Genomic DNA, 19,901 nt, shown 5'->3' with positions numbered 1-19,901 from the left:
CGATGGCGCATCAGCAGCCCGTGCGGGCCACCCTCGCCGTCCCCGCGCATCGCGCCCGTCTCGTCGCCAAGGCAGCTAGCTCCATGGCGGATGCGGTGTTCATGGACCTCGAGGACGCGGTGCCGCCGTCCGAGAAGAGCCTTGCCCTGGGCGAAGCCGTGCAATCGCTCGCCGCGTTCGACTGGGGCAGCAAGCGCGTGACTGTCAGGATCAACGCCGTCGACAGCCCGTTCATCGCCGAAGAGCTCCGCGCGCTGGCGGCGCTGCCGCGGCTCGATGCCTTGATCGTGCCGAAGGCCGAGAACCCGAGCGACATCGTGGCGATTGCCGATCAGCTGCGCGCGGCCGCGCCCGATCGCGCCGAACCGGTCGCGTTGGACTTGCTGATCGAGACCGCGCTCGGCCTCGTCAATGTCGACGCGCTCGCCGCGTGCCACGCCAGCGTCGCCGCGCTGCACCTCGGCGTCGGCGATTTCGCCGCTTCCATCGGCGCGCGCTCCTCCGACATCGGCGTGTCGCCGGACGGCTACCGCCATGTCGGTTCAGTGCAGACCGGCTATGCCTCAGCGCCGCTCGACCTGTTCGCCTATCCCATGATGCGCCTGCTGGTGGCCGCCCGCGCGCGCGGCCTCATCGCCATCGACGGCCCCTGCGGCGCGTTCCGCGACGCCATTTTGACCGAGGCCAGCGCGCAGAAGGCCGCGGCGATGGGCTTCGACGGCAAGCAAGTCATCCACCCCGACCAGATCGAGCCGACGCGGCGCGCGTTCATGCCGACGGCCGCGGAGCTGACGCAGGCGCGGCGGATCGTCGAGGCCATGGAGCAGGCGGAGGCGAACGGCCAGGGCGCGGTGACGCTGGACGGCAAGATGATCGACTATGCCAATGTGCGCATGGCGCGCCGCATCATCGGACTGGGATCGTAGCGGCGATTGAAAGCCGTTCCCGACGCCGATCCTCCGAAGGCCGGTGGTTCAGGGCCCGCGCAACACGAGCCGGCCAAGCAGCGCTGCGAGTTCGCTCTGCCTGGATATGCCGAGCTTCTGAAACACGCGCTTCAGCACATTGCGCGCCGTCTCTTCGGCAATCCCAAGCCGCCCCGCAGCTTGTTTCGGCGGAACGCCCGACCCCACCAGCGAGGCGATCCTGGCCTCCCCGAGCGTCAAGCCCAGGATGTCCCGCACGATGGCGGGATCCGGCGGCTCGGCCGATTTCAACTCGATCGCGAGCACGATCGCTCGCGTGCGGGTCAGAAAATGACTCTCCGGGTGTGCGCCGGCGGTGATCGGCAGGAGGTAGATGACGAAACGCCGGCCAGTTGCGCTCGCCTCGACGAGAATGGGTCTCGGCTCGGCCAGCAGATCGCGCGCCTCGGCGCGAAGCGTTTGCGTCATCGCGGTCTCGAACGGCGCCCGGCTCGCTGCCATGCGAACACGCAGACGATCGTTCACGAGGTCGAACACCTCTCCGAGAAGGCTCTCCCCGACCGGATTGGCGAACAGCACACGGGCCGACGAGTCCAGCGCGAACACGCCAATGCCGATCCGCGCGAGTGCGTCGCCAAGGCCCAGATTGGCCAGTTCGGTATCAAGCAGCCGGATCGACAGCCGCAACGATTTCTCGGCATGGCGTCCGAGCGTCGCTATCAGGTCCAGTTCGGCGTCGGAGAACTGCGACTTGGCGAAGGCTCGCTGCACGCTGAGCGCCACGAGGATCCGTGCGTCGGGTGACACCCCGATCGATCCGAACCAGCCCAAACCATGCCTTGCAAGGAATTCCTTGCTGAAGGGATGGTTGAGGTAGGCGTCGTCGATCGGGCCGATGTGTCGATCGGTGAAGGGCTCGCCGCTGACGTAAAGGCCGGACGAAACGCAACGTTCGGCCTTGAAATCATGCTGCGCCCAACGCGCCCCATAGTCGGCGAGCGCAGGCGCGAGGCGTTCGGAGGCAATGGCTCCGAACGCCCCATCGTCCCTTCGCCACTGCAGGATCGCGCCGGTGTCATCGAAGCAGTCGGCGATCTTGCCAAGAGCGGATGGCCAAAGTGATGGGCTCGCTGCGGCATCATAGATCGCTTCGATGGCAGGGAGGAGACGGTCGGCGGCAAGGGCCATGGGTTCCCAATCGATCAGAGAATACATTAGGTTAAAAGAAGCTGCAGGTTACACGAGATTGCCCTTCGGCAATTGCGATCCGGCCGCTCTCCCGAAACTTCCACGGGATTTCTGAGTATGAAATCGATTACGGTGGCGGTGCACAAAATTGTCTTTGGTCGGCCTTGCCGCTATTTTGCACTCGCGTTGCGGGAGTTCCTGTCACCTCTCGCCATCATGGAGCACATCATCGTCATCAGCGGCGGAGACGCTGGAAGGCAGGAATGATTGGCTACTCCCAATGTGCAGATCGCGCGCGGGATCATCGAACTGGGATCGTAGGCGCGCATGGCCACACTGCTGATCGTCGCTCCGGTGTTTGCGCTGATCGCCGCCGGCTATGCCGCGGTGCTGTTTCGCTTCGTCTCGGAAAGCGCGCACAAGGGCATCAGCGAATTCGCCTTCAGCATCGCGATCCCCGCCCTGCTGTTCCGCACCATCGTCGTCTCGGAATTCCCCGATGTCAGCCCCTACCGGATGTGGGGCGCCTATTACGGCGCGCTCGCCCTGACCTGGATCGCGGCGCTTCTGATCTCCGCGCTGATCCGCGCGCGGCGCGAGGACCGCGAGGACGGCGTCGTGTTCGCGATCGGCTCGGTCTACGGCAACATCGTGATGCTCGGCATTCCCCTCGTGCTCTCCGCGCTCGGCAACGAGGCGGCGGGGCCGATGGCGCTGATCCTGTCGGTGAATACACCGCTGCTCTGGCTCTGCGGCATCCTGCAGATGGAGCTGGTCAGCCGCAAGCGCACCGGCTCGGCGCTGTCGGTGATCCGCCCCGTGCTCACCGATCTCGCCCGCAACCCCCTGATGCTGGCGATCGGCTTCGGCGTCATCTGGCGCTTCACCGGCCTTGGCTTCACCCCCGTCATCGACCGCACTATCGAGCTGCTCGCGCAAGCGGGCTCGCCGACGGCGCTGATCGCGCTCGGCATCAATCTGTTCCGCTTCGAGGTGAAGGGCGAGAAGCTGAGCATCCTGGTGATGTGCGCGCTGAAGCTCGCAGTCATGCCGGCCGCCGCCTTCGTGCTGACGCGACTGCTCGACCTGCCCCCAATCGCCGCCGGCGTCGTCGTGCTGTTCGCGGCGATGCCGACCGGTGCGAATGCCTACATCTTCGCGGTGCAGTATCAGCGGCTGGTGAACCCGGTGTCGGGCGCGGTGGCGCTGGGCACGCTGCTGGCGGCGGTGACGCTGCCGGTGGTGGTTTGGGTGGTGGCGCGCTGAGCACCTGCACCATGATCGCGACGTTTTGCCTTTACCCGTAGAGGTCGTTAAGCTGCCCTGATACGTCTTGCAGGGAGGGTGACATGGCAAGCCGCGAAGACATGCTCGCATTGATCAAGGACGCCTACGCCGCGCGCGATGGCGCCGACACCGACAGCCTCATGACGGCCTTTCATCCCGAGGGCGCATTCACGCTGATGGGTGACAAAAGCGCGCTCGAACTGACGGGGCGAATGCAGGGCCACCCGACCCTGCATGCAGCATTCACGCAATTGACCGCCGGCTTCGGTTTCGAGAACCGCGAAATCCTGGCCGAGCTGGTCGACGGCGATCGCGTCGCCGTCCATTGCCGCCTCAACGTGCGATACCATCCGACCGGGAAAACGGTCAGCACCGAGATTTTGGACCTGTTCAGATTCCAGGACGGCAAGATCGCGGAGCTGATCGAGTTCGCGGATACGGCGCAGATCAAGGCGATGATTGGCTGAGGCGGGATGCAGCTCCGCGAGGAGTTACCGCGCATTGTCACCGTAACTCGGCAACAGGCTTGCCCGCGCGCCAGCCCATCTCCCAGAAGTCCGCCTCGAGCCGGGTGGCTTCCTTGAAGATTGCGGTCAGTTCGGCCTCGCGGGCCGGCGTGACGTAGCGATCGGCGAGATGATCCAGATGCGCTCGCGCGTTGGCGGCGACCTCCTGGTACGGCACGCCGGCGTATTCGGCGATCCAAACGCGATAGGCGTTCGTCGCAGCGTCTGCACCGGGCAGCGAGGCGAGCCGGGTTGCGATCTCGGCGTACCCGATCACGCAAGGTGCAAGCGCCACCTTGAGCGCCAGCAGATCGCCGCGCATCCCGGCGTCGAGCACGTAGCGTGTATAGGCCAGCATCTCGGCCGCCGGCGGGGCCTGTTCAAGGTCAGCCGGCGACAGGCCCCAATCGGCACAGAGTTTTACATGCAGGTTCATCTCGACATCGAGAATGGCCGACAGGCCGGAAGCGGCCTCGCGCATGTCGGCAAGCGAGGGCGACTTGTAGACCGCGAGCGCGTAGGCGCGGGCAAACTCGATGAGGAACAGGTAATCCTGAACAAGGTAGTGACGAAATGCAGCTTCGGGGAGCGAGCCGTCCGCCAATCCGTTCGTGAAGGGATGTTCGGTGTAGGCCCGCCACTCACCGGATGCTGCTGTCTTGAGACGCTCGAAGAAACTCACGATGTTGTCCGCCTGGCTTGCTTGTCCATGAACGTCTTTGGCTCGCGATCGATAACGCATTGCGAACGGGGGAGCCACGGTAACAGCGCAGAAAATTGGCTTTGACCAGCGTTGTGAAGAGGCACTTCCCGGGTAGGGCACTCCCTGCGGAGTTTTGTGCACTAGAATGCACCGTAATTCCGAATGTCTTAGAGCTCGATAGGGCGAAGTAGCCGCCGGCGACGCCACCATTTCGGCCGGTGCAGATAGATGGTAGGATGTCGCGAACCAGCCAGTGGGACAATGTGCCAATCATTGGCCGCCAACTTCAAATTTTGATTCCCATGTTCGCGGTCTTCTGATTCAGTGTCTCAATGGCGGAAACTTCAATTGAATGGACCGACGCAACTTGGAATCCCGTTGCCGGGTGCACCGTGCTGACGGCTGGCTGCACCAATTGCTACGCTATGCGAATGGCGGCTAGGCTCGATGCGATGGGGCTCGACAAATACGCCGGGTTGACCCGCAAGAGCGGCGGCCGAGCTGTTTGGACCGGAAAGATCCGGCTGGACGCCAAATCTCTCGAAGCGCCGCATGCCTGGAAGAAGCCGCGGAAGGTATTCGTCAACTCAATGTCCGACCTTTTTCATCCGAAGGTCCCGAAAACGTTCGTTTTGCAGGTGTGGAAGGTGATGAAAGAAACACCGCGGCACACCTATCAAATTCTGACAAAGCGACCTGAGATTATGGCGGAGATGCTTTCAGATTCCCGCTTCAGTGTTTTGCCTAACGTCTGGCTGGGCACAAGCGTTGAAGACACTCGGGTACTCTCGCGACTGGACGCACTGCGAGCCGTGCCGGCGGCGGTGCGCTTCGTTTCCTTTGAGCCCTTAATCGGCTCTGTTGCGGCCGGAGACTTATCCAGCATCGATTGGGCGATTGTCGGTGGGGAAAGCGGACCCCGAGCGCGTGAGATGAAGCCCGAATGGGTGGAGGAGATCGAAGCCATGTGCCAGCGCGCTGGAACGGCATTCTTCTTCAAACAATGGGGTGGCAAAAATAAGAAAGCTGCCGGTCGCCTACTCCACGGCCGCACTTACGACGCCATGCCGCCGGCTTTGAGGATGTGATTCCCAACGCGGCTGGCCAGCCCTATCGCTTTCCGATCATCGTTCGAAACGCAGAAGAACAACGAGAAGCGCTGCGGCCGATCGTGTAGCGGCAACGGCAGTGGCTTGAGTACAGCAGCGAAGATGGTTTCCAGCCGCTTTTTGGCGTACGCCTCAAGGCCGGCAACGTCCGCCGATCGCTGCCGCGGTTCCTCTACGATACCATCAAACAGATCTTCTCGAACTGTCTTTGGGTAGAGTTCTTCTTCCCATGCGTCAGAACCAAACATGCGAGTGAGGGCGGCTCGTTTGTGCTGGTCGATATCGGCCAAGTCGCGCGTAGCTTGGCGGTACAGTCCAGATAACGGAAATAGAAACCAAACATCGATGGCCTTTGTTGCCGCCACCTTTTCGAGGGTCGACCAATCCAACTGCATTCCGTACGGATCAAGGAACAGGACGGCGCGCTTAGAATGCCAGCTGTTACCAGCGATGAGTGATTGGAGCGCATCGTTGGCGTCATCCTTGATCACCGCGATGCGCCTACCCGAATGGATTGCTCTCAATTCTTCCAGAGCCGCAAAATACGTCGGCTTGTTTTCAATGAATACGATAAAGTCAAAGGCCGGTCGCACGTCGATAGCAATCTTGGCAGAGCCGCGGCGACGCTCTACTCTTTCCGGTTCGCCACCGTCTAAGAGGCCAGCCGGCCGTTCTTCATGCCGAACCGTTCGCGAGCCAGTGCCTGCAAAGGCGTCAATATACCAAAGCTCGCCAAACTTTCCTCTCAGCGCCGTAGTGAAGAAGTGCAGATATTTTTCGACTATAGAGAGCTTTAGCTCTGTGTGTTGATCGCCGAACTCGTGATCGACTGGCATCGCGGCAAACTCATTTGGAGCGAAAGATCATTTCAACCACGAGTCGTGGTCTGCCAGCAATACGGCCCATATCTTGGATTCGCCGCAAATTAGCGGAAGCGCATGCCGGAGTTTGGATTGAAGAGTTCGGCTCCTTCCCCTCGGAGGTGGGAAGGGAGGGCGCAGCGCACCTGCATTCAACCAACAAGCCCATGTTGAGCAGCCGCGACCACGGAGCCAACCTGCGAGCATGGTAGCTAATTGGTATCTAGGCCCTACCGCTAAAAAGACCGTCGAACGCTAACCGCTGGTACAGTTGGGTGGGCTCGAACCACCGACCTCCTGTTCCACAGACAGGCGCTCTAACCAACTGAGCTACAACTGCATCCTGGCGAGCCGCCCTCAAGGGGTGCCTGAAAAGGCCTGTTGCCGAGGGGGGCTGGACGGGGCGGAAACTAGGTGCAACGGCCCGGTTTGGCAAGGCCGCATTGGGGTGAAAAACCGGCTGAAATCGCGTTCGGTGCGGGGAAATCGGGTGCGATGGCGGGCATCGGGGTGTTGTGCGCCCGATGCCGCCTGCCGAGGCAGTCCCCGGGCGGTGAGAGCCCTCACCCGTCGCCCGGCGATGCTTCGCATCGTCTGGCGCCGGCCTCTCCCGCAGGCGGGAGAGGCGAAGAAAGAAAAAACCCGGGCCGCTCCGCCCGGGTTTCTCTCAACTCAAATCCGGCCTGACCGCTCAGGCGGCGGGCGGCATGTACTTCGAGGCAGAGGCCTTGATCGGCTCGGCGGTCTCGGCGGCGACGCGCTGGGCGAGCTCGGCCAGCTCCTTGGCCTGGGACTGGAAGGTCTCGAGCTGCTTGCGGGAATGGTTGGTCCACAGCGCGAACGCGTCCGACGGCGACTTCACGCTGAACAGCTCCTGGGCGAAGTCCAGATGCGCGCTGGTGTTGGCCTTCATGAACTCGACCAGCTTGGCATTGTACTCGCTGGCGCCCTTGGAGGCCGAGGTGAACACGGCCTCGACGGTGCCGTTATGGGTCTCGGCCGCGTCCTTGAACTTGGCGTAGTTCTCGCGGGCCTGCGACACGCCCTTTTCGGCGAACGCACGCATCTGCTCGGGAACCTCGAACGGAATGATCGAGGCAGAAAACGGATCAGTCGCACCTGTCATGGTCGTCCCTCACGATAATGAAAAAATGGAGTGAGCCTTCTGGCGCGCCCGCCGGCCAACCGGGGCCTTGTCTCTGCTTTGAAGACTGGCGGGAACGAAGACTGGAAACGCGAAACAACGAGATGGCTCGCCCAGCCCCCATAATATTGCAGCCTATCGTGTCAACATTGTGCAGCGCAATGCGCCTCGAGGGTGCGGCGCGCAAATTTAATCTCGGGCAGGGTGAGGTTCCGGTAAGGGGGAACCGGGGGTTGAGAAAATTCCCCTCCTCGTCATTCCGGGGCACGAGCGAAGCGAGGGAGCCCGGAGTCCATCGGGCAGCAGAGCCGGAGGATAGATGGATTCCGGGCTCGCGCTACGCGCGCCCCGGAATGACGGCGGAGTAAGTCGACCGAATCCCTTGGATGCACCCCGGCTCCGGCTTGCCTGGGTGGCGGGATTAAGGTTATCGCGGCTTTGGGGGTCCTCCCAATGGCGGGGCCGTGGACCTATGCGCGGGTGCGCGCGATACTAACCCTTTCTTAAGGCTGCCATTCCGGCAGCTGCCAGCTGCCAGCGTGAGACTTAAAGCCGGTCGGATGACGAGTTCGGATTTCCAGTTGCGAGGGGTGGGCGATCCGCGGCTGGCCGTGCATGCGACCTCCCCTTTGCCGGCCTGGCTGTGGTCGACCGACGGCGCGCGTGTGCTGTGGGCCAATCCGGTCGGCGCAAGGCTGTTCGGCGCGGCGCATAGCGCGGCGCTGGCGGACAAGGCGTTCGGCCCTGCCGACCCCCATCGCCGCCAGATCGTCAGGCTCGCGCGCCAGCTGCCGGCGAACGGCAGTGTGCGGCTCGAACGCCTGCGCGGCTTCGGCGCCAAGCTCGGCACGCTGATGACCTGCGCCTGCGCCCGGCTCGAATTTGCCGACGGCAGCCATGCGGTGCTCGTCGCCGCGATGGACCCGAGCCTGCGCAGCATGCCGCTGGTCGAGCGGCTGCATCGCCTGGTCGAAGGCGCCGACATGCCGATGGCGGCGTTCGCGCCCGACGGCCTGTTCGTCGGCGCCAGCGCCGCCGCCCGCGCCCTGCTCGGCTTTCGCGATCTCGGCGAGGCCGGCCTCGAGCAGGCGCGCAGCGATGCGCTGCGCGACGGCCGCGTCGAGACGCCGATCGGGATCGGCCACATGGTGCTGCAACGGGTCGGCCGCGGCGCCGATGTCGGCCTGGTCGCGCTGATCGAGCCGACGGCCGCGGCGCAAGAAAGGCCCGTCGAGCAGAGGCCTGCCGAGCCCATGCCCGAGAGCACGGCGGAGAGCACGCGCGAGGCGCCGGTCGAGCCCGCGCAAGACGCGGCGTCCATGCCGAGCGAGCCGCTGCCATCGCAGGACGTCTCGGCCGGAATCTCCTTGTTCGATGCGTTCGCCGAGCCGGTCGAGGCGCCCATAGCAAACGAGACCGCGCCCGAACCGCAAGACACGGTTGAGGACACGGTCGAACAGACCGATCGAGATCCGGTGCGTGACGTGGCCGAGCAGGCCGCCGACATCACGGCAAAGACTCCGGTTGAAAACCCACCGGAAGCCATGGTGTCGCCGCAGGCTGCGCCGATCACGTCTTCCATGGTCGAGCCGCCGCCGGGTCAAGACTTGTCGGGTCAAGAGCCGCCCGCACCGCGTCAGCATCCGCTGCGCTTCCTTTGGCAGACGGATGCCGAGGGCCGCTTTGTGCTGCTCTCCGACGAATTCATCCGCCTGATCGGCGCGCGCACCGCCGGGGGTTTCGGCCGTCCCTGGCACGAGATCGCGGACACATTCGCGCTCGACCCGCAGGGGCGCGTCGCACAGGCGCTGGCGAGCCACGACACCTGGGCCGGGATCACATTGAACTGGCCGGCCGATGGCGGCGCGCTTCTGCCGGTCGAGCTCGCGGGCCTGCCGACTTACGATGCCGCGCGCGAGTTCGCGGGCTTCAAGGGCTTTGGCGTTTGCCGCGATCTCGACGCTCTCAACCGGCTCGATGCGCTCAGGCGCTTCGAGCTGCTGAGCGAGCCGCCGGCGCAGCACGGCCTGGCCACCGAGGTGGTCGAGCCGGAGCCATTGAAAGAGGCCGAGCCGGTGGAAGAGCCCGAGCCGGTGGCGGAGGTGCCGCCTCCACCGATCGAGCCGCCCGAGCCGACCGCCGAAGCCGAACACACCGAACCGACCAGCGACGCGAATTCACAGCCAAAAGATCCGGACAGCCCAGTGGAAACGCCAGTCGAAACCCCTCCCAATGTCGTGCCGTTCCGTCTGGCCGGCGATGCGCGATCGTCGCCGACGCTGACGCCGGTCGAGAACAGCGCGTTCAACGAGCTCGCCCGGCAATTGTCCGAACGGCTGGAGCGCGAGCGCGAGGCGATCGCGGAATCGTCCGAGCCCGCGGCGGAGATCACTGCTGAAGCGCCGGCGCCGGAGCCTGCGCCGCCACCCGCGGCAGAATGGCTGACCGAGCCCGCGCCGCCGCCGCGCGGGATGAGCGCGCGCGACCGCACTCTGCTCGACCTGTTGCCGAGCGGCATCCTGATCTACCGGCTCGACCGCCTGCTCTACGCCAACCCCGCGTTTCTCGCGCGCATCGGCTATGCCGACCTCCATGCGCTGGAAGATGCCGGCGGGCTGGATGCGCTCTATGTCGCGCCCGGCGTGTCCCCGGCGAGCAGCACCTCGCAGGCCGGCACGCCGGTTGCGATCAGCGCGACGGTCGCGAACGGCGAAGCGCCGCTTCCGACCACGGAAGCGCATCTGCACACGATCGACTGGGACGGCGAGAGCGCGCATGCGCTGATCTGCGCGCTGCCGCCGGCGGCGCCCGCCGCCGTGATCGCAGAGAGCGTCGTTGCCGAAGCCATCGTCCCGGAGTCGTTCCCTTACGCGCCCGAGCTCGAGCCCGCGGTCGGCGAAGCCGAGGCGGAAGATCTCGCCGCGATCCTCGACACCACGGCCGAGGGCATCGTCATGTTCGATGCCGAAGGCAACATCCACGCCTGCAACCGCAGCGCGGAAGCGCTGTTCGGCTATGACGGCGAGGCGCTGCTCGAGCAGAACCTCGTGACGCTGTTCGCGCCCGAGAGCCAGCAGATCGTCGTCGACTATCTCGAAAGCCTCAAGAGCCAGGACATTGCGAGCCTGCTCGACCACGGCCGCGAGGTGCTGGGGCGCGAGAAGAAGGGCGGCGTCATTCCGCTCGCGATGATCATGGGCCGCACGCGGCCGGACGGGCCGAACTTCTTCGCCGTGTTCCGCGACCTCAGCCAGAGCAAGCAGGGCGAGAGCGAGCTGACGCAGGCGCGCCGCCTCGTCCACGGTGCGGCCAACGCCAAGGCCGACATGCTGGCGCGGATCAGCCACGAGATTCGCACGCCGCTCAACGCCATCATCGGCTTTGCCGAGGTGATGATCTCCGAGCGCTTCGGCACGCTCGGCAACGAGCGCTACGGCGAATACATGAAGGACATCCGCGCCTCCGGCGAGCGTGTCATCGCGATCATCGACGATTTGCTGGAGCTGTCGCGGATCGAGACCGGCAAGCTCGACCTCAACTTCGCCAACCTCAACCTCAACGACCTCGTCGAAGCTTGCGTGACGGTGATGCAGCCGCAGGCCAATCGCGAGCGCATCATCATCCGGACCTCGCTGGCGCATGCGCTGCCGCAGGTGCATGTCGATGCGCGCGCGATGCGGCAGATCACCATGAATCTGATCTCGAACTCGATCCGGCTCGCCAGTGCCGGCGGACAGGTCATCGTCTCGACCGCCACGACCGACCGCGGCGAGATTGCACTTCGCATCCGCGACACCGGCCATGGCCTTTCCGAGCGCGAGGTCGCCGCCGCCATGGAGCCGTTCCGCACCCCGCCGCCGGGCGATGCCGCGGACAATGCGGCGCTGAACCTGTCGCTGACCAAGGCCCTGGTCGAAGCCAACCGCGCCCGCTTCAACATCAAGAGCGCGGGCCACGGCACGCTGATCGAAGTCGTGTTCGCACCGGCGCTGGCGGGGGCGTGAGGCGCCCACCGTCATTGCGAGCGTAGCGAAGAGGCAGCGCGCCCCTTAGCTCACGCCGCGCGCACCGTCTCCAGGAACCTGCTGACCTCGATCTTCAGCCGGTTGCTGTCGTTCGACAGCGACTGCGCCGCGGACAGCACCTGCGAGGAGGCAGATCCCGTCTCGGTCGCGCCCTGGCGCACGCTGGAGATGTTGGCGCTGACCTGCGTGGTGCCGGCGGCGGCGTTCTGGACGTTGCGCGAGATCTCACTGGTCGCAGCGCCCTGCTCTTCCACCGCGGCCGCAATGGTCGATGAGATTTCGGACAGCCGCTCGATGGTGCCGCCGATGGTCTTGATCGCGCCGACGGAATCCTGCGTTGCGACCTGGATGCTCGAGATCTGCTGGCCGATGTCGCCGGTCGCCTTCGCGGTCTGCTCGGCCAGCGCCTTCACTTCAGAGGCCACCACGGCAAAGCCGCGCCCCGCTTCGCCGGCGCGCGCGGCCTCGATGGTGGCGTTCAGCGCCAACAGATTGGTCTGGCCCGCGATGGCGTTGATCAGCTCGACCACGTCGCCGATGCGTGCGGCCGCCTTCGACAACTCGCTGACGCGGTCGTTGGTCTGCCCGGCCTGGCTGACGGCCTCGCCGGCCATGCGGGCGGAGGCCTGCACCTGGCGGCTGATCTCGTTGACGGAGGCGGTGAGCTCTTCCGCCGCGGACGCCACCGACTGAACGTTGGTCGCAGCCTCCTCGGACGCCGCCTCGACCAGCGTGGCAAGCTCGCTCGACCGGCCGGCCGTCGTGGTCAGAGACGTGGCCGAAGCCTCGAGCTCGTTGGCGGCGGACGATACGGTCTCGACGATCTCGCCGACGGCGCCTTCAAAATCGTCGGCCATCCGGATCATGTCGGCGCGGCGGCGCTCGGCGGCGAGCTTGTCCTGCCTGATCTTCTCTTCCGCCTCTTCCTTCGCCTTGCGCTCGGCATTGATCTTGAACGTCTCGACGGCCTGCGCGATCTCGCCGATCTCGTCGGGACGGCCGAGCCCGGGCAGCACGATGGCGAAATTGCCGTTGGCGAGCTCGATCATCGCCGCGCGCATCGCGGTCAGCGGCTTCGACACCGAGCGGCCGATGAAGATGCCGAGGCCGAGCACGGCGGATGCGATCAGCGCGATCGCGACCGCAATCCAGAACTGGATGCCGCTACGCTCGGCCTCGTTCAGCCGGTCGGCCTCGATGCGAATCTGGTCGACCGACTTCGAGATGTGCTCGATAACGGGCTCGACCGCGGAGAAGGCTTCGGACATCGCCTTCAGCTCGGCCGCGAGCTTCAGCGCGGTCTCCATCCAGGCGGAGAAATCGCGCTGGTAATCGGCGAGCTTCTGGCGAAGCTCGGCTTTCGCGTGGTCAGGAATGGCGCTGGCGTTGAGGGCGGCTGAAAATTCGGTCCCACGCTTCTTGATGTCATCGCCATATCTGGCGTCGCGCCGCAGCATGAAATCCTTTTCGTGCCGGCGCATCATCAGCATGATCACCTTGAGAGAGGAGTCCTGCAGCTGGTCGACCTGGCTCTCGATGCCGTGCACGGAGGCGCGCAGGCGCCCTTCGAGCCCGGATTTCTCGTCGAGGCCGAGCCGCTGCCGTTCCTCGACCACCGCGGCAAAGCGCGCCTGGTAGGTCTTCAGCGATGCGTTCATCGCGTCGATCTTTTGCGCCAGCTCGGGCTTGCCGAGGCCGGAGATCCTGCCGCGAAGCGTGTCGATGTCGAGCGCCACCTGCCGGCTGATCTCGGCCTGGCGCTGGGCCCTGGCCGGATCGCTGCGCAGCAGGAAATCCTTTTCGGCCCGGCGCGCTTCCAGCAGCTCGACCGCGATCCTGTTGTTCAGCTCGAACACCGTGCGCGCCTCTTCGGCGGCGTTGCGATAGGCGGCTATTGCTTTCTCACCGTAGAGGTGAATGCCGCCGATCAGGACGACGCCGACGACGCCGATCACGCCGATCGCGGTGATCTTGTGGGTGAGACGAAGAGAGAGAAGCCGCATCTGACGAAAGACCCGATGGTGACAGATACGGTTGATGAAGCGCTAAGGCATCAAACCTTCCGTTAATTTGCGGGCACGTACAAATACGTGTATTTGTTGCATCACTCGCCTTTGTGCACGGTTGAGTGCACAAACCAATTCCGAAAATGAAACACGGCGCCTCGCGGCGCCGTGCTCGGAATATCGAGGTCGTCGCTTACGGATCAGCTGTAGATCTCGAACAGGCCGGCGCCGCCCTGGCCGCCGCCGATGCACATCGTGACCACGCCCCACTTGGCCTTGCGGCGGGCGCCCTCCTGCAGCAGATGGCCGGTGAGACGGGCGCCGGTCATGCCGAAGGGATGACCGATCGCGATCGAGCCGCCGTTGACGTTGTACTTGGCGGGATCGATGCCGAGCTGGTCGCGGCAATACAGGCACTGGCTCGCAAAGGCCTCGTTGAGCTCCCACAGATCGATGTCGTCGATCTTGAGGCCGGTGCGCTTCAAGAGCTTCGGAATCGCGAACACCGGGCCGATGCCCATCTCGTCGGGCTCGCAGCCCGCGGTGGCCCAGGCGACGAAGCGGCCGAGCGGCTTGAGGCCGCGCTTCTCGGCGTCCTTGGCTTCCATCAGCACCACGGCGGCGGCGCCGTCGGAGAGCTGGCTGGCATTGCCGGCGGTGACGAACTTGCCGGGCCCCTTCACCGGCTCAAGCTTGGCAAGGCCTTCCATCGTGGTCTCGGGGCGGTTGCACTCGTCGCGATCGACGACGTAATCGACGATCGACTCGGCCTTGGTCTGCTTGTCGACGACCTTCATCCTGGTCTTCATCGGGACGATCTCGTCCTTGAACTTGTTCGCCTGCTGGGCCGCCGCCATGCGGCGCTGCGATTCCAGCGAGAACTCGTCCTGGTATTCGCGGCTGAGCTTGTAGCGCTCGGCGACGATGTCGGCGGTGTCGATCATCGCCATGAAGATATCGGGGGCGACCTTGAGCAATTCAGGATCGATCGATTCCTTCGGCGTGCCGCCGCCGGGCATCGAGATGCTCTCGACGCCGCCGGCGACGATGCAGTCCGCGCCATCGGAACGGATCGAGTTGGCGGCCATCGCGATGGTCTGCAGCCCCGAGGAGCAGAAGCGGTTCACCGAGACGCCAGCGGTGGTCTTCGGCATGCCGGCGAGCAGCGCGGCCTGGCGGCCGATGTTCGGCGCGCCATGGGCGCAATTGCCGAGATAGCAATCCTCGACGTAGTCCTTGTCGACGCCGGCGCGGTCGACCGCGTGGTGGATGGCGTGCGCCGCGAGCGACATCGGCGGCGTAATGTTGAACCCGCCGCGGCCGGATTTTGCGAGGCCCGTGCGCGCATAGGAAACGATGACGGCTTCACGCATTGTTTTCTCCCTTGTCGAACGATTGGTACGAAGCGTCCTGGACGCCATTGGTACACAAAGTCGGCAGGCTGCGGGAGAAATAAAAACGCCGCCTCCAGATGATGGAGGCGGCGTTGTTCCGCGGGTCGGAATATATGTTGTTCGTCATTCCGGGCGGCTCGAAGAGCCGAACCCGGAATCTCGAGATTCCGGGTTCTCGCTTCGCGAGCCCCGGAATGACAAGAGCTAGAACGTCAGCGCCTTGGCCTGCTTGACCTGCGGCAGGGCCTGCACCTTGGCGAGCAGGTCCGCCGGCACCGCGCCGTCGACCTCGACGAGGGCGATGGCATCGCTGCCGGGCGCGACGCGGCCGAGATGGAAGGTGGCGATGTTGAGCTTGGCATCGCCGAGCAGGCTCGCGAACTTGCCGATGAAGCCCGGCTTGTCTTCGTTGGTCACGTAGATCATCGACTTGCCGAATTCGGCGTCGACCCGGATGCCCTTGATGTCGACGAGGCGCGGCTTGCCGTCGGCATAGACGGTGCCCGAGACCGACCGCTCCTGCCGCTCGGTGGTGACGGTGACGGTGATCAGGCTCTCATAGTCGCTCTGGGCGGCGCGCACGATCTCGTCCACCACCATGCCGCGCTCCTTGGCGACGACGGGCGCGGACACGACGTTGACCTCGCCCAGCATCGGGCGCAGCAGGCCCGACAGCACGGCCGAGGTGATCGCCTTGATCTTCATCTCGGCGACATGGCCCTCATAGGTGATCTCGACCTTGAGAATGCCGCTCTCGGTGAGCTGGCCCGCGAACGAGCCGAGCTTCTCGGCGAGCGAGATGAACGGCTTCAGCTTCGGCGCCTCTTCCGCCGTGATCGAGGGGAAGTTGACCGCGTTCGAGATCGCGCCGGTGAGCAGATAATCCGACATCTGCTCGGCGACCTGCAGCGCGACGTTCTCCTGCGCCTCGGTGGTGGAGGCGCCGAGATGCGGCGTGCAGATCACGTTGGGATGACCGAACAGCACGTTCTTGTTCGCGGGCTCCTCGACGAAGACGTCGAAGGCGGCGCCGGCGATGTGCTTGGAATTGAGCGCATCCACCACCGCCTGCTCGTCGACGAGACCGCCGCGGGCGCAATTGATCAGGCGCACGCCCTTCTTCATCTTGGCGATCGCGGCCGCGTCGATGATGTTCTTGGTCTTCTCGGTCAGGGGGGTGTGCAGCGTGATGAAGTCGGCGCGCTTGAGCAGATCGTCGAGCTCGACCTTCTCGACGCCGATGTCCTTGGCGCGCTCCGGCGACAGAAACGGATCGAACGCGATCACCTTCATGCGCAGACCGAGCGCGCGGTCGGCGACGATCGAACCGATATTGCCGCAGCCGACGACGCCGAGCACCTTGCCGGTGATCTCGACGCCCATGAAGCGGTTCTTCTCCCACTTGCCGGCCTGGGTGGAGGCATCGGCCTGCGGAATCTCGCGGGCGAGCGCCAGCATCAGGGTGATGGCGTGCTCGGCGGTCGTGATCGAATTGCCGAACGGCGTGTTCATCACGATGATGCCCTTGGCCGTGGCGGCCGGGATCTCGACGTTGTCGACGCCGATGCCGGCGCGGCCGATCACCTTGAGGTTGGTCGCCTTCTCAAGGATCTTGGCGGTCGCCTTGGTCGCCGAACGGATCGCAAGGCCGTCGTAATTGCCGATGATCTCGGCGAGCTTGTCCTTGTCCTTGCCGAGGTTGGGCTGGAAGTCGACCTCGACGCCGCGGTCTTTGAAGATCTGAACGGCGGCGGGAGAGAGCGCGTCGGAAATGAGAACTTTGGGTTTGGTCATGGGATGATCCGTGGTGCGAGCTGCATTTACGGAACGTCACCCGCAGGGCTGAAGCGCGAAGCACGTCTTGGCGCTAGAGACCCGCGGATCCATCTGCCTTGATTGATGGATGGCCGGGTCGAGCCCGGCCATGACGAGATGAGATAACGCGACGAGCGAAGCCTGCTTACGCTGCCTTGGCGAGCGCGGCCTTGGTCTCGGCGAAGGCCCAATCGATCCACTGCGTCAGCAGCTCGACGTCCTTGGCTTCGACGGTGGCGCCGCACCAGATACGCAGGCCCGCCGGGGCATCGCGGTAATAGGCGAAGTCGTAACCGGCGCCTTCCTTCTCGATCAGCGCAACCAGCTTCTTGGAGAAGTCGGCCTGCGCATCCTCGGACAGCGAGGTGATCGCGGGGTCGGTGAACTTGAGGCACACCGAGGTGTTGGAGCGGATCGCCGCGTCCTTGGCCAGGAAGTCGATCCAGGGCGTTTTCGCCTTCCAGTCGGCGAGCACCTTGGTGTTGGCGTCGGCACGCGCAATCAGCGCCTTGAGGCCGCCGATCGACTTGGCCCAGTTCAGCGCGTCGAGATAATCCTCGACGCAGAGCATCGACGGCGTGTTGATGGTCTCGCCGACGAAGATGCCTTCGTTGATCTTGCCGCCCTTGGTCATGCGGAAGATCTTCGGCAGCGGCCAGGCCGGCTTGTAGGTCTCGAGCCGTTCCACTGCACGGGGCGACAGGATCAGCATGCCGTGCGCGGCTTCACCGCCGAGCGCCTTCTGCCAGGAGAAGGTGACGACGTCGAGCTTGGCCCAGTCGAGCGGCTGCGCGAACGCTGCAGACGTCGCGTCGCAGATGGTCAGGCCTTCGCGGGTCGCGCTGATCCAATCGGCGTTCGGCACGCGCACGCCTGAGGTGGTACCGTTCCAGGTGAAGACGACGTCGGACTTCGGATCGACCTTGGAGAGATCGGGGATTTCACCATAGGCTGCGTTCAGCTTGGTGACGTCCTTGAGCTTCAATTCCTTGACGATGTCGCTGACCCAGCCCTCGCCGAAGGATTCCCAGGCGAGCGTGGTGACGGGCCGCGCACCCAGCAGCGACCAAAGCGCCATCTCGACCGCGCCGGTATCGGAGGCCGGCACGATGCCGATGCGGTAATCGGCGGGCACCTCGAGCACCTCGCGTGTCAAATCGATCGCGAGCTTGAGCTTGGTCTTGCCGACCTTCGCGCGATGCGAGCGGCCGAGCGCTGCGTCCTTGAGATTTTGGGCGTTCCAGCCGGGGCGCTTGGCGCAGGGGCCGGAGGAGAAATGCGGCACGTTGGGCCGCGAAGCGGGCTTCGCTACAGTCATAATCTACCCTTCCAGATAGTAAGCCTCCCGTTGGGGGGAGGTGTCCCGCTGCGGCTGATACGGGAATCGGGAAGGGCAGTCAAGGAAGTTCCGGCGTCTCACGCTGGAGTGAAGGCGCTTCCGCTGCGATATCAGGGGATTGCACGACCGCCAGTGCATTCAGCAAGCCCGTGGCTTCGCTGATCAATTGCGCGGCCCGGCGGCGGCTGCCGACTTTCAAAATGCATTTGTCGTTGGCCTGCACGACATAGTCGTTGCCGACCTTGATGATTGAATAGCTTGTCATCGAAATCCCCGAACCGACCGAGCCCGGTTTCTGACGCTGCGTAGCACCGTTCGTTCCCGCGGGAACATGAACGAAGGACGGGTAGTTTATCAGCCCTTAAGATGAACGAACGTGCGATCCGATTCTGCTGATCAAGCAACGCATGCGGTCAGAGGCCCATTCCGATACATCGCGGGGGCTGTGGATTTCCTGATTGACGCGTTTTCTTCCGCGAACCGGTATCCGCTTCGCGCGAGGACATCTGCGTCAAAAGCGGACAGTCATACCGACGTGGCTCGCTGTGAATCCGAGCCGCGCGTAGAAGCGCTGCGCGTCGGTTCGCGTGTGGTGCGTCAGCAATTCGACCAGATTGCAGCCGCGTGCCTTTGCTTCCGTCACCGCCCATTGCACCAGCTGCTCGCCGATGCCGCGGCTGCGGCAATCAGTGGCAACGCGCACGTCTTCGAGCAGGCCGCGACTGCCGCCTTGCGAGCTGATGCCCGGCAGGATCGCGAGTTGCAGGCAGCCGACCACCCTGCCCTCGCTCTCGGCCACCACGAGCGTGAGATTAGGATCGCGCTCGACCCGCGCGAAGGCATCGTAATAGGCAGCCGGCAACGGATCCTCCACGCGCTCGCGCGCGCGGCCGAGATGATCGTCGGCCAGCATCGCCACGATGGCGGGAACGTCGTCGCGGCGCGCGATGCGAATGGAGACGGATACGGCGTTCATGCCAGGCAACTCCAACCTCAGCGCGCCGGCGGAAGACCGAGAAACGCCTCAGTTTCGCCGATCCAGCGGCGGACGGAAGCATGGCGGCCGAGATCGAAGCCGCCCTCATGCGCCAGGCGGGTATAGGCGAGCAGCGAAACGTCGGCGAGCGAAACCGCCTCACCGGCGAAGAAGCGGCTGGCCGAAAGATGCTGCTCCATGCGGTCGAGCGCCGCATAGCCGCGCTTGACCTTGTCGGGATCGAGCTCGGAGACGTGCTTGCCGAGATAGACGAGGAGGAAGCGGCACACCGCGACATAGGGCTCGTGGCTGTACTGTTCCCAGAACAGCCATTCGTCCATCTTCGCGGCTGTAAAGGCGTCGCGCGGAACCAGCACGCTGTCGCGGGCGAGATAGCGGATGATGGCGTTGGACTGCGCCAGCGTGCGGCCGTCGTCGAATTGCACAGCGGGCACCTGGCCGGCGCCGTTCATCGCAAGGAATTGCGGGGTGCGCGTCTCGCCCTTGCGCGTGTCGATCTCGATCCACTGATAGGGCACTGCGAGATGATCGCAGACCCATTTCACCTTCAGGCAGTTTCCGGAATTGCTGTCGCCGTAGATCTTCATCGCTGCCGCCCCGCC

General features: G+C 64.6%; 17 protein-coding genes and 1 tRNA gene. 6 read left to right on the top strand and 12 right to left on the bottom strand.

Features of this window, described 5'->3' with window-relative positions:
* Nucleotides 1-2 precede the first annotated feature (2 nt).
* Complete coding sequence (locus tag XH83_RS06225) at nucleotides 3-926, top strand: CoA ester lyase (RefSeq protein WP_194406158.1); 924 nt, start codon at nucleotides 3-5, stop codon at nucleotides 924-926.
* A 48-nt stretch (nucleotides 927-974) separates the two neighbouring features.
* On the opposite strand, the gene XH83_RS06220 is transcribed toward XH83_RS06225, so the two are convergent.
* Entirely contained in the window at nucleotides 975-2,114 is a 1,140-nt protein-coding gene (locus tag XH83_RS06220) for a helix-turn-helix transcriptional regulator (protein ID WP_194406157.1), read from the bottom strand.
* Nucleotides 2,115-2,231: 117 nt separating this feature from the next.
* Between XH83_RS06220 and XH83_RS06215 the strand changes: the two genes are divergently transcribed.
* The 3 genes from XH83_RS06215 to XH83_RS06205 all read left to right on the top strand — a co-directional run bounded on the left by XH83_RS06215 (nucleotide 2,232) and on the right by XH83_RS06205 (nucleotide 3,868).
* Nucleotides 2,232-2,381, top strand: a complete 150-nt coding sequence (locus XH83_RS06215; RefSeq protein WP_194406156.1) for a hypothetical protein — start codon at nucleotides 2,232-2,234, stop codon at nucleotides 2,379-2,381.
* A 60-nt stretch (nucleotides 2,382-2,441) separates the two neighbouring features.
* The gene (locus XH83_RS06210; RefSeq protein WP_194406155.1) at nucleotides 2,442-3,380 is read left to right on the top strand and encodes an AEC family transporter; all 939 of its coding nucleotides are present in this window, start codon (nucleotides 2,442-2,444) and stop codon (nucleotides 3,378-3,380) included.
* Nucleotides 3,381-3,481: 101 nt separating this feature from the next.
* Nucleotides 3,482-3,868: a nuclear transport factor 2 family protein gene (locus XH83_RS06205; RefSeq protein ID WP_246776484.1), complete on the top strand. Its 387-nt coding sequence runs from the start codon at nucleotides 3,482-3,484 to the stop codon at nucleotides 3,866-3,868.
* A 37-nt stretch (nucleotides 3,869-3,905) separates the two neighbouring features.
* Here XH83_RS06205 and tenA read toward each other — a convergent pair whose 3' ends face one another.
* Nucleotides 3,906-4,589: a thiaminase II gene (tenA, locus tag XH83_RS06200; RefSeq protein WP_194406153.1), complete on the bottom strand. Its 684-nt coding sequence runs from the start codon at nucleotides 4,587-4,589 to the stop codon at nucleotides 3,906-3,908.
* A 353-nt stretch (nucleotides 4,590-4,942) separates the two neighbouring features.
* Between tenA and XH83_RS06195 the strand changes: the two genes are divergently transcribed.
* Complete coding sequence (locus tag XH83_RS06195) at nucleotides 4,943-5,698, top strand: DUF5131 family protein (RefSeq protein ID WP_194406152.1); 756 nt, start codon at nucleotides 4,943-4,945, stop codon at nucleotides 5,696-5,698.
* On the opposite strand, the gene tcmP is transcribed toward XH83_RS06195, so the two are convergent.
* The 3 genes from tcmP to XH83_RS06180 all read right to left on the bottom strand — a co-directional run bounded on the left by tcmP (nucleotide 5,665) and on the right by XH83_RS06180 (nucleotide 7,705).
* Complete coding sequence (gene tcmP, locus XH83_RS06190) at nucleotides 5,665-6,555, bottom strand: three-Cys-motif partner protein TcmP (protein WP_194406151.1); 891 nt, start codon at nucleotides 6,553-6,555, stop codon at nucleotides 5,665-5,667. The genes XH83_RS06195 and tcmP overlap by 34 nt on opposite strands.
* Nucleotides 6,556-6,842: 287 nt before the next feature.
* Nucleotides 6,843-6,919 (bottom strand) — tRNA-His (locus XH83_RS06185).
* Between the two features lie 351 nt (nucleotides 6,920-7,270).
* Nucleotides 7,271-7,705, bottom strand: a complete 435-nt coding sequence (locus XH83_RS06180) for a phasin (RefSeq protein ID WP_194406150.1) — start codon at nucleotides 7,703-7,705, stop codon at nucleotides 7,271-7,273.
* A 578-nt stretch (nucleotides 7,706-8,283) separates the two neighbouring features.
* Between XH83_RS06180 and XH83_RS06175 the strand changes: the two genes are divergently transcribed.
* Nucleotides 8,284-11,727: a PAS domain-containing protein gene (locus XH83_RS06175; RefSeq protein ID WP_194406149.1), complete on the top strand. Its 3,444-nt coding sequence runs from the start codon at nucleotides 8,284-8,286 to the stop codon at nucleotides 11,725-11,727.
* Between the two features lie 50 nt (nucleotides 11,728-11,777).
* Here the strand turns inward: XH83_RS06175 and XH83_RS06170 are convergent, their stop codons facing one another.
* The 7 genes from XH83_RS06170 to XH83_RS06140 all read right to left on the bottom strand — a co-directional run bounded on the left by XH83_RS06170 (nucleotide 11,778) and on the right by XH83_RS06140 (nucleotide 19,886).
* The gene (locus XH83_RS06170; RefSeq protein ID WP_194406148.1) at nucleotides 11,778-13,751 is read right to left on the bottom strand and encodes a methyl-accepting chemotaxis protein; all 1,974 of its coding nucleotides are present in this window, start codon (nucleotides 13,749-13,751) and stop codon (nucleotides 11,778-11,780) included.
* Nucleotides 13,752-13,954: 203 nt separating this feature from the next.
* Nucleotides 13,955-15,127 carry a thiolase family protein gene (locus XH83_RS06165; protein WP_194406147.1) on the bottom strand — a complete coding sequence of 391 codons (1,173 nt, stop codon included), beginning with the start codon at nucleotides 15,125-15,127 and terminating at the stop codon, nucleotides 13,955-13,957.
* 225 nt (nucleotides 15,128-15,352) lie between these two features.
* Nucleotides 15,353-16,942 carry a phosphoglycerate dehydrogenase gene (serA, locus tag XH83_RS06160; protein ID WP_194406146.1) on the bottom strand — a complete coding sequence of 530 codons (1,590 nt, stop codon included), beginning with the start codon at nucleotides 16,940-16,942 and terminating at the stop codon, nucleotides 15,353-15,355.
* 166 nt (nucleotides 16,943-17,108) lie between these two features.
* Nucleotides 17,109-18,281, bottom strand: a complete 1,173-nt coding sequence (locus XH83_RS06155; RefSeq protein WP_194406145.1) for a phosphoserine transaminase — start codon at nucleotides 18,279-18,281, stop codon at nucleotides 17,109-17,111.
* Between the two features lie 79 nt (nucleotides 18,282-18,360).
* Nucleotides 18,361-18,567: a hypothetical protein gene (locus XH83_RS06150; protein WP_194406144.1), complete on the bottom strand. Its 207-nt coding sequence runs from the start codon at nucleotides 18,565-18,567 to the stop codon at nucleotides 18,361-18,363.
* Between the two features lie 246 nt (nucleotides 18,568-18,813).
* Nucleotides 18,814-19,278: a GNAT family N-acetyltransferase gene (locus XH83_RS06145; protein ID WP_194406143.1), complete on the bottom strand. Its 465-nt coding sequence runs from the start codon at nucleotides 19,276-19,278 to the stop codon at nucleotides 18,814-18,816.
* A 17-nt stretch (nucleotides 19,279-19,295) separates the two neighbouring features.
* A complete protein-coding gene (locus tag XH83_RS06140; RefSeq protein WP_194406142.1) occupies nucleotides 19,296-19,886 on the bottom strand; it encodes a glutathione S-transferase family protein in 591 nt (196 codons plus the stop codon).
* Nucleotides 19,887-19,901: the final 15 nt, after the last annotated feature.

The sequence above is a fragment of the Bradyrhizobium sp. CCBAU 53351 genome, from assembly GCF_015291745.1.
Taxonomy (GTDB): Bacteria; Pseudomonadota; Alphaproteobacteria; order Rhizobiales; family Xanthobacteraceae; genus Bradyrhizobium.
The sequence above is the reverse complement of the archived record's forward strand: the minus strand, read 5'-3'. Positions and strand labels throughout refer to the sequence as shown.

Coding starts and splice junctions, on each gene's coding strand:
- XH83_RS06155 (WP_194406145.1), bottom strand. CDS start 18,281: ATGACTGTAGCGAAGCCCGCTTCGCGGCCCAACGTGCCGCATTTCTCC.
- XH83_RS06215 (WP_194406156.1), top strand. CDS start 2,232: ATGAAATCGATTACGGTGGCGGTGCACAAAATTGTCTTTGGTCGGCCT.
- serA (WP_194406146.1), bottom strand. CDS start 16,942: ATGACCAAACCCAAAGTTCTCATTTCCGACGCGCTCTCTCCCGCCGCC.
- XH83_RS06205 (WP_246776484.1), top strand. CDS start 3,482: ATGCTCGCATTGATCAAGGACGCCTACGCCGCGCGCGATGGCGCCGAC.
- XH83_RS06170 (WP_194406148.1), bottom strand. CDS start 13,751: ATGCGGCTTCTCTCTCTTCGTCTCACCCACAAGATCACCGCGATCGGC.
- tcmP (WP_194406151.1), bottom strand. CDS start 6,555: ATGCCAGTCGATCACGAGTTCGGCGATCAACACACAGAGCTAAAGCTC.
- XH83_RS06175 (WP_194406149.1), top strand. CDS start 8,284: ATGACGAGTTCGGATTTCCAGTTGCGAGGGGTGGGCGATCCGCGGCTG.
- XH83_RS06165 (WP_194406147.1), bottom strand. CDS start 15,127: ATGCGTGAAGCCGTCATCGTTTCCTATGCGCGCACGGGCCTCGCAAAA.
- XH83_RS06210 (WP_194406155.1), top strand. CDS start 2,442: ATGGCCACACTGCTGATCGTCGCTCCGGTGTTTGCGCTGATCGCCGCC.
- XH83_RS06180 (WP_194406150.1), bottom strand. CDS start 7,705: ATGACAGGTGCGACTGATCCGTTTTCTGCCTCGATCATTCCGTTCGAG.
- XH83_RS06225 (WP_194406158.1), top strand. CDS start 3: ATGGCGCATCAGCAGCCCGTGCGGGCCACCCTCGCCGTCCCCGCGCAT.
- XH83_RS06150 (WP_194406144.1), bottom strand. CDS start 18,567: ATGACAAGCTATTCAATCATCAAGGTCGGCAACGACTATGTCGTGCAG.
- XH83_RS06145 (WP_194406143.1), bottom strand. CDS start 19,278: ATGAACGCCGTATCCGTCTCCATTCGCATCGCGCGCCGCGACGACGTT.
- XH83_RS06220 (WP_194406157.1), bottom strand. CDS start 2,114: ATGGCCCTTGCCGCCGACCGTCTCCTCCCTGCCATCGAAGCGATCTAT.
- XH83_RS06140 (WP_194406142.1), bottom strand. CDS start 19,886: ATGAAGATCTACGGCGACAGCAATTCCGGAAACTGCCTGAAGGTGAAA.
- XH83_RS06195 (WP_194406152.1), top strand. CDS start 4,943: ATGGCGGAAACTTCAATTGAATGGACCGACGCAACTTGGAATCCCGTT.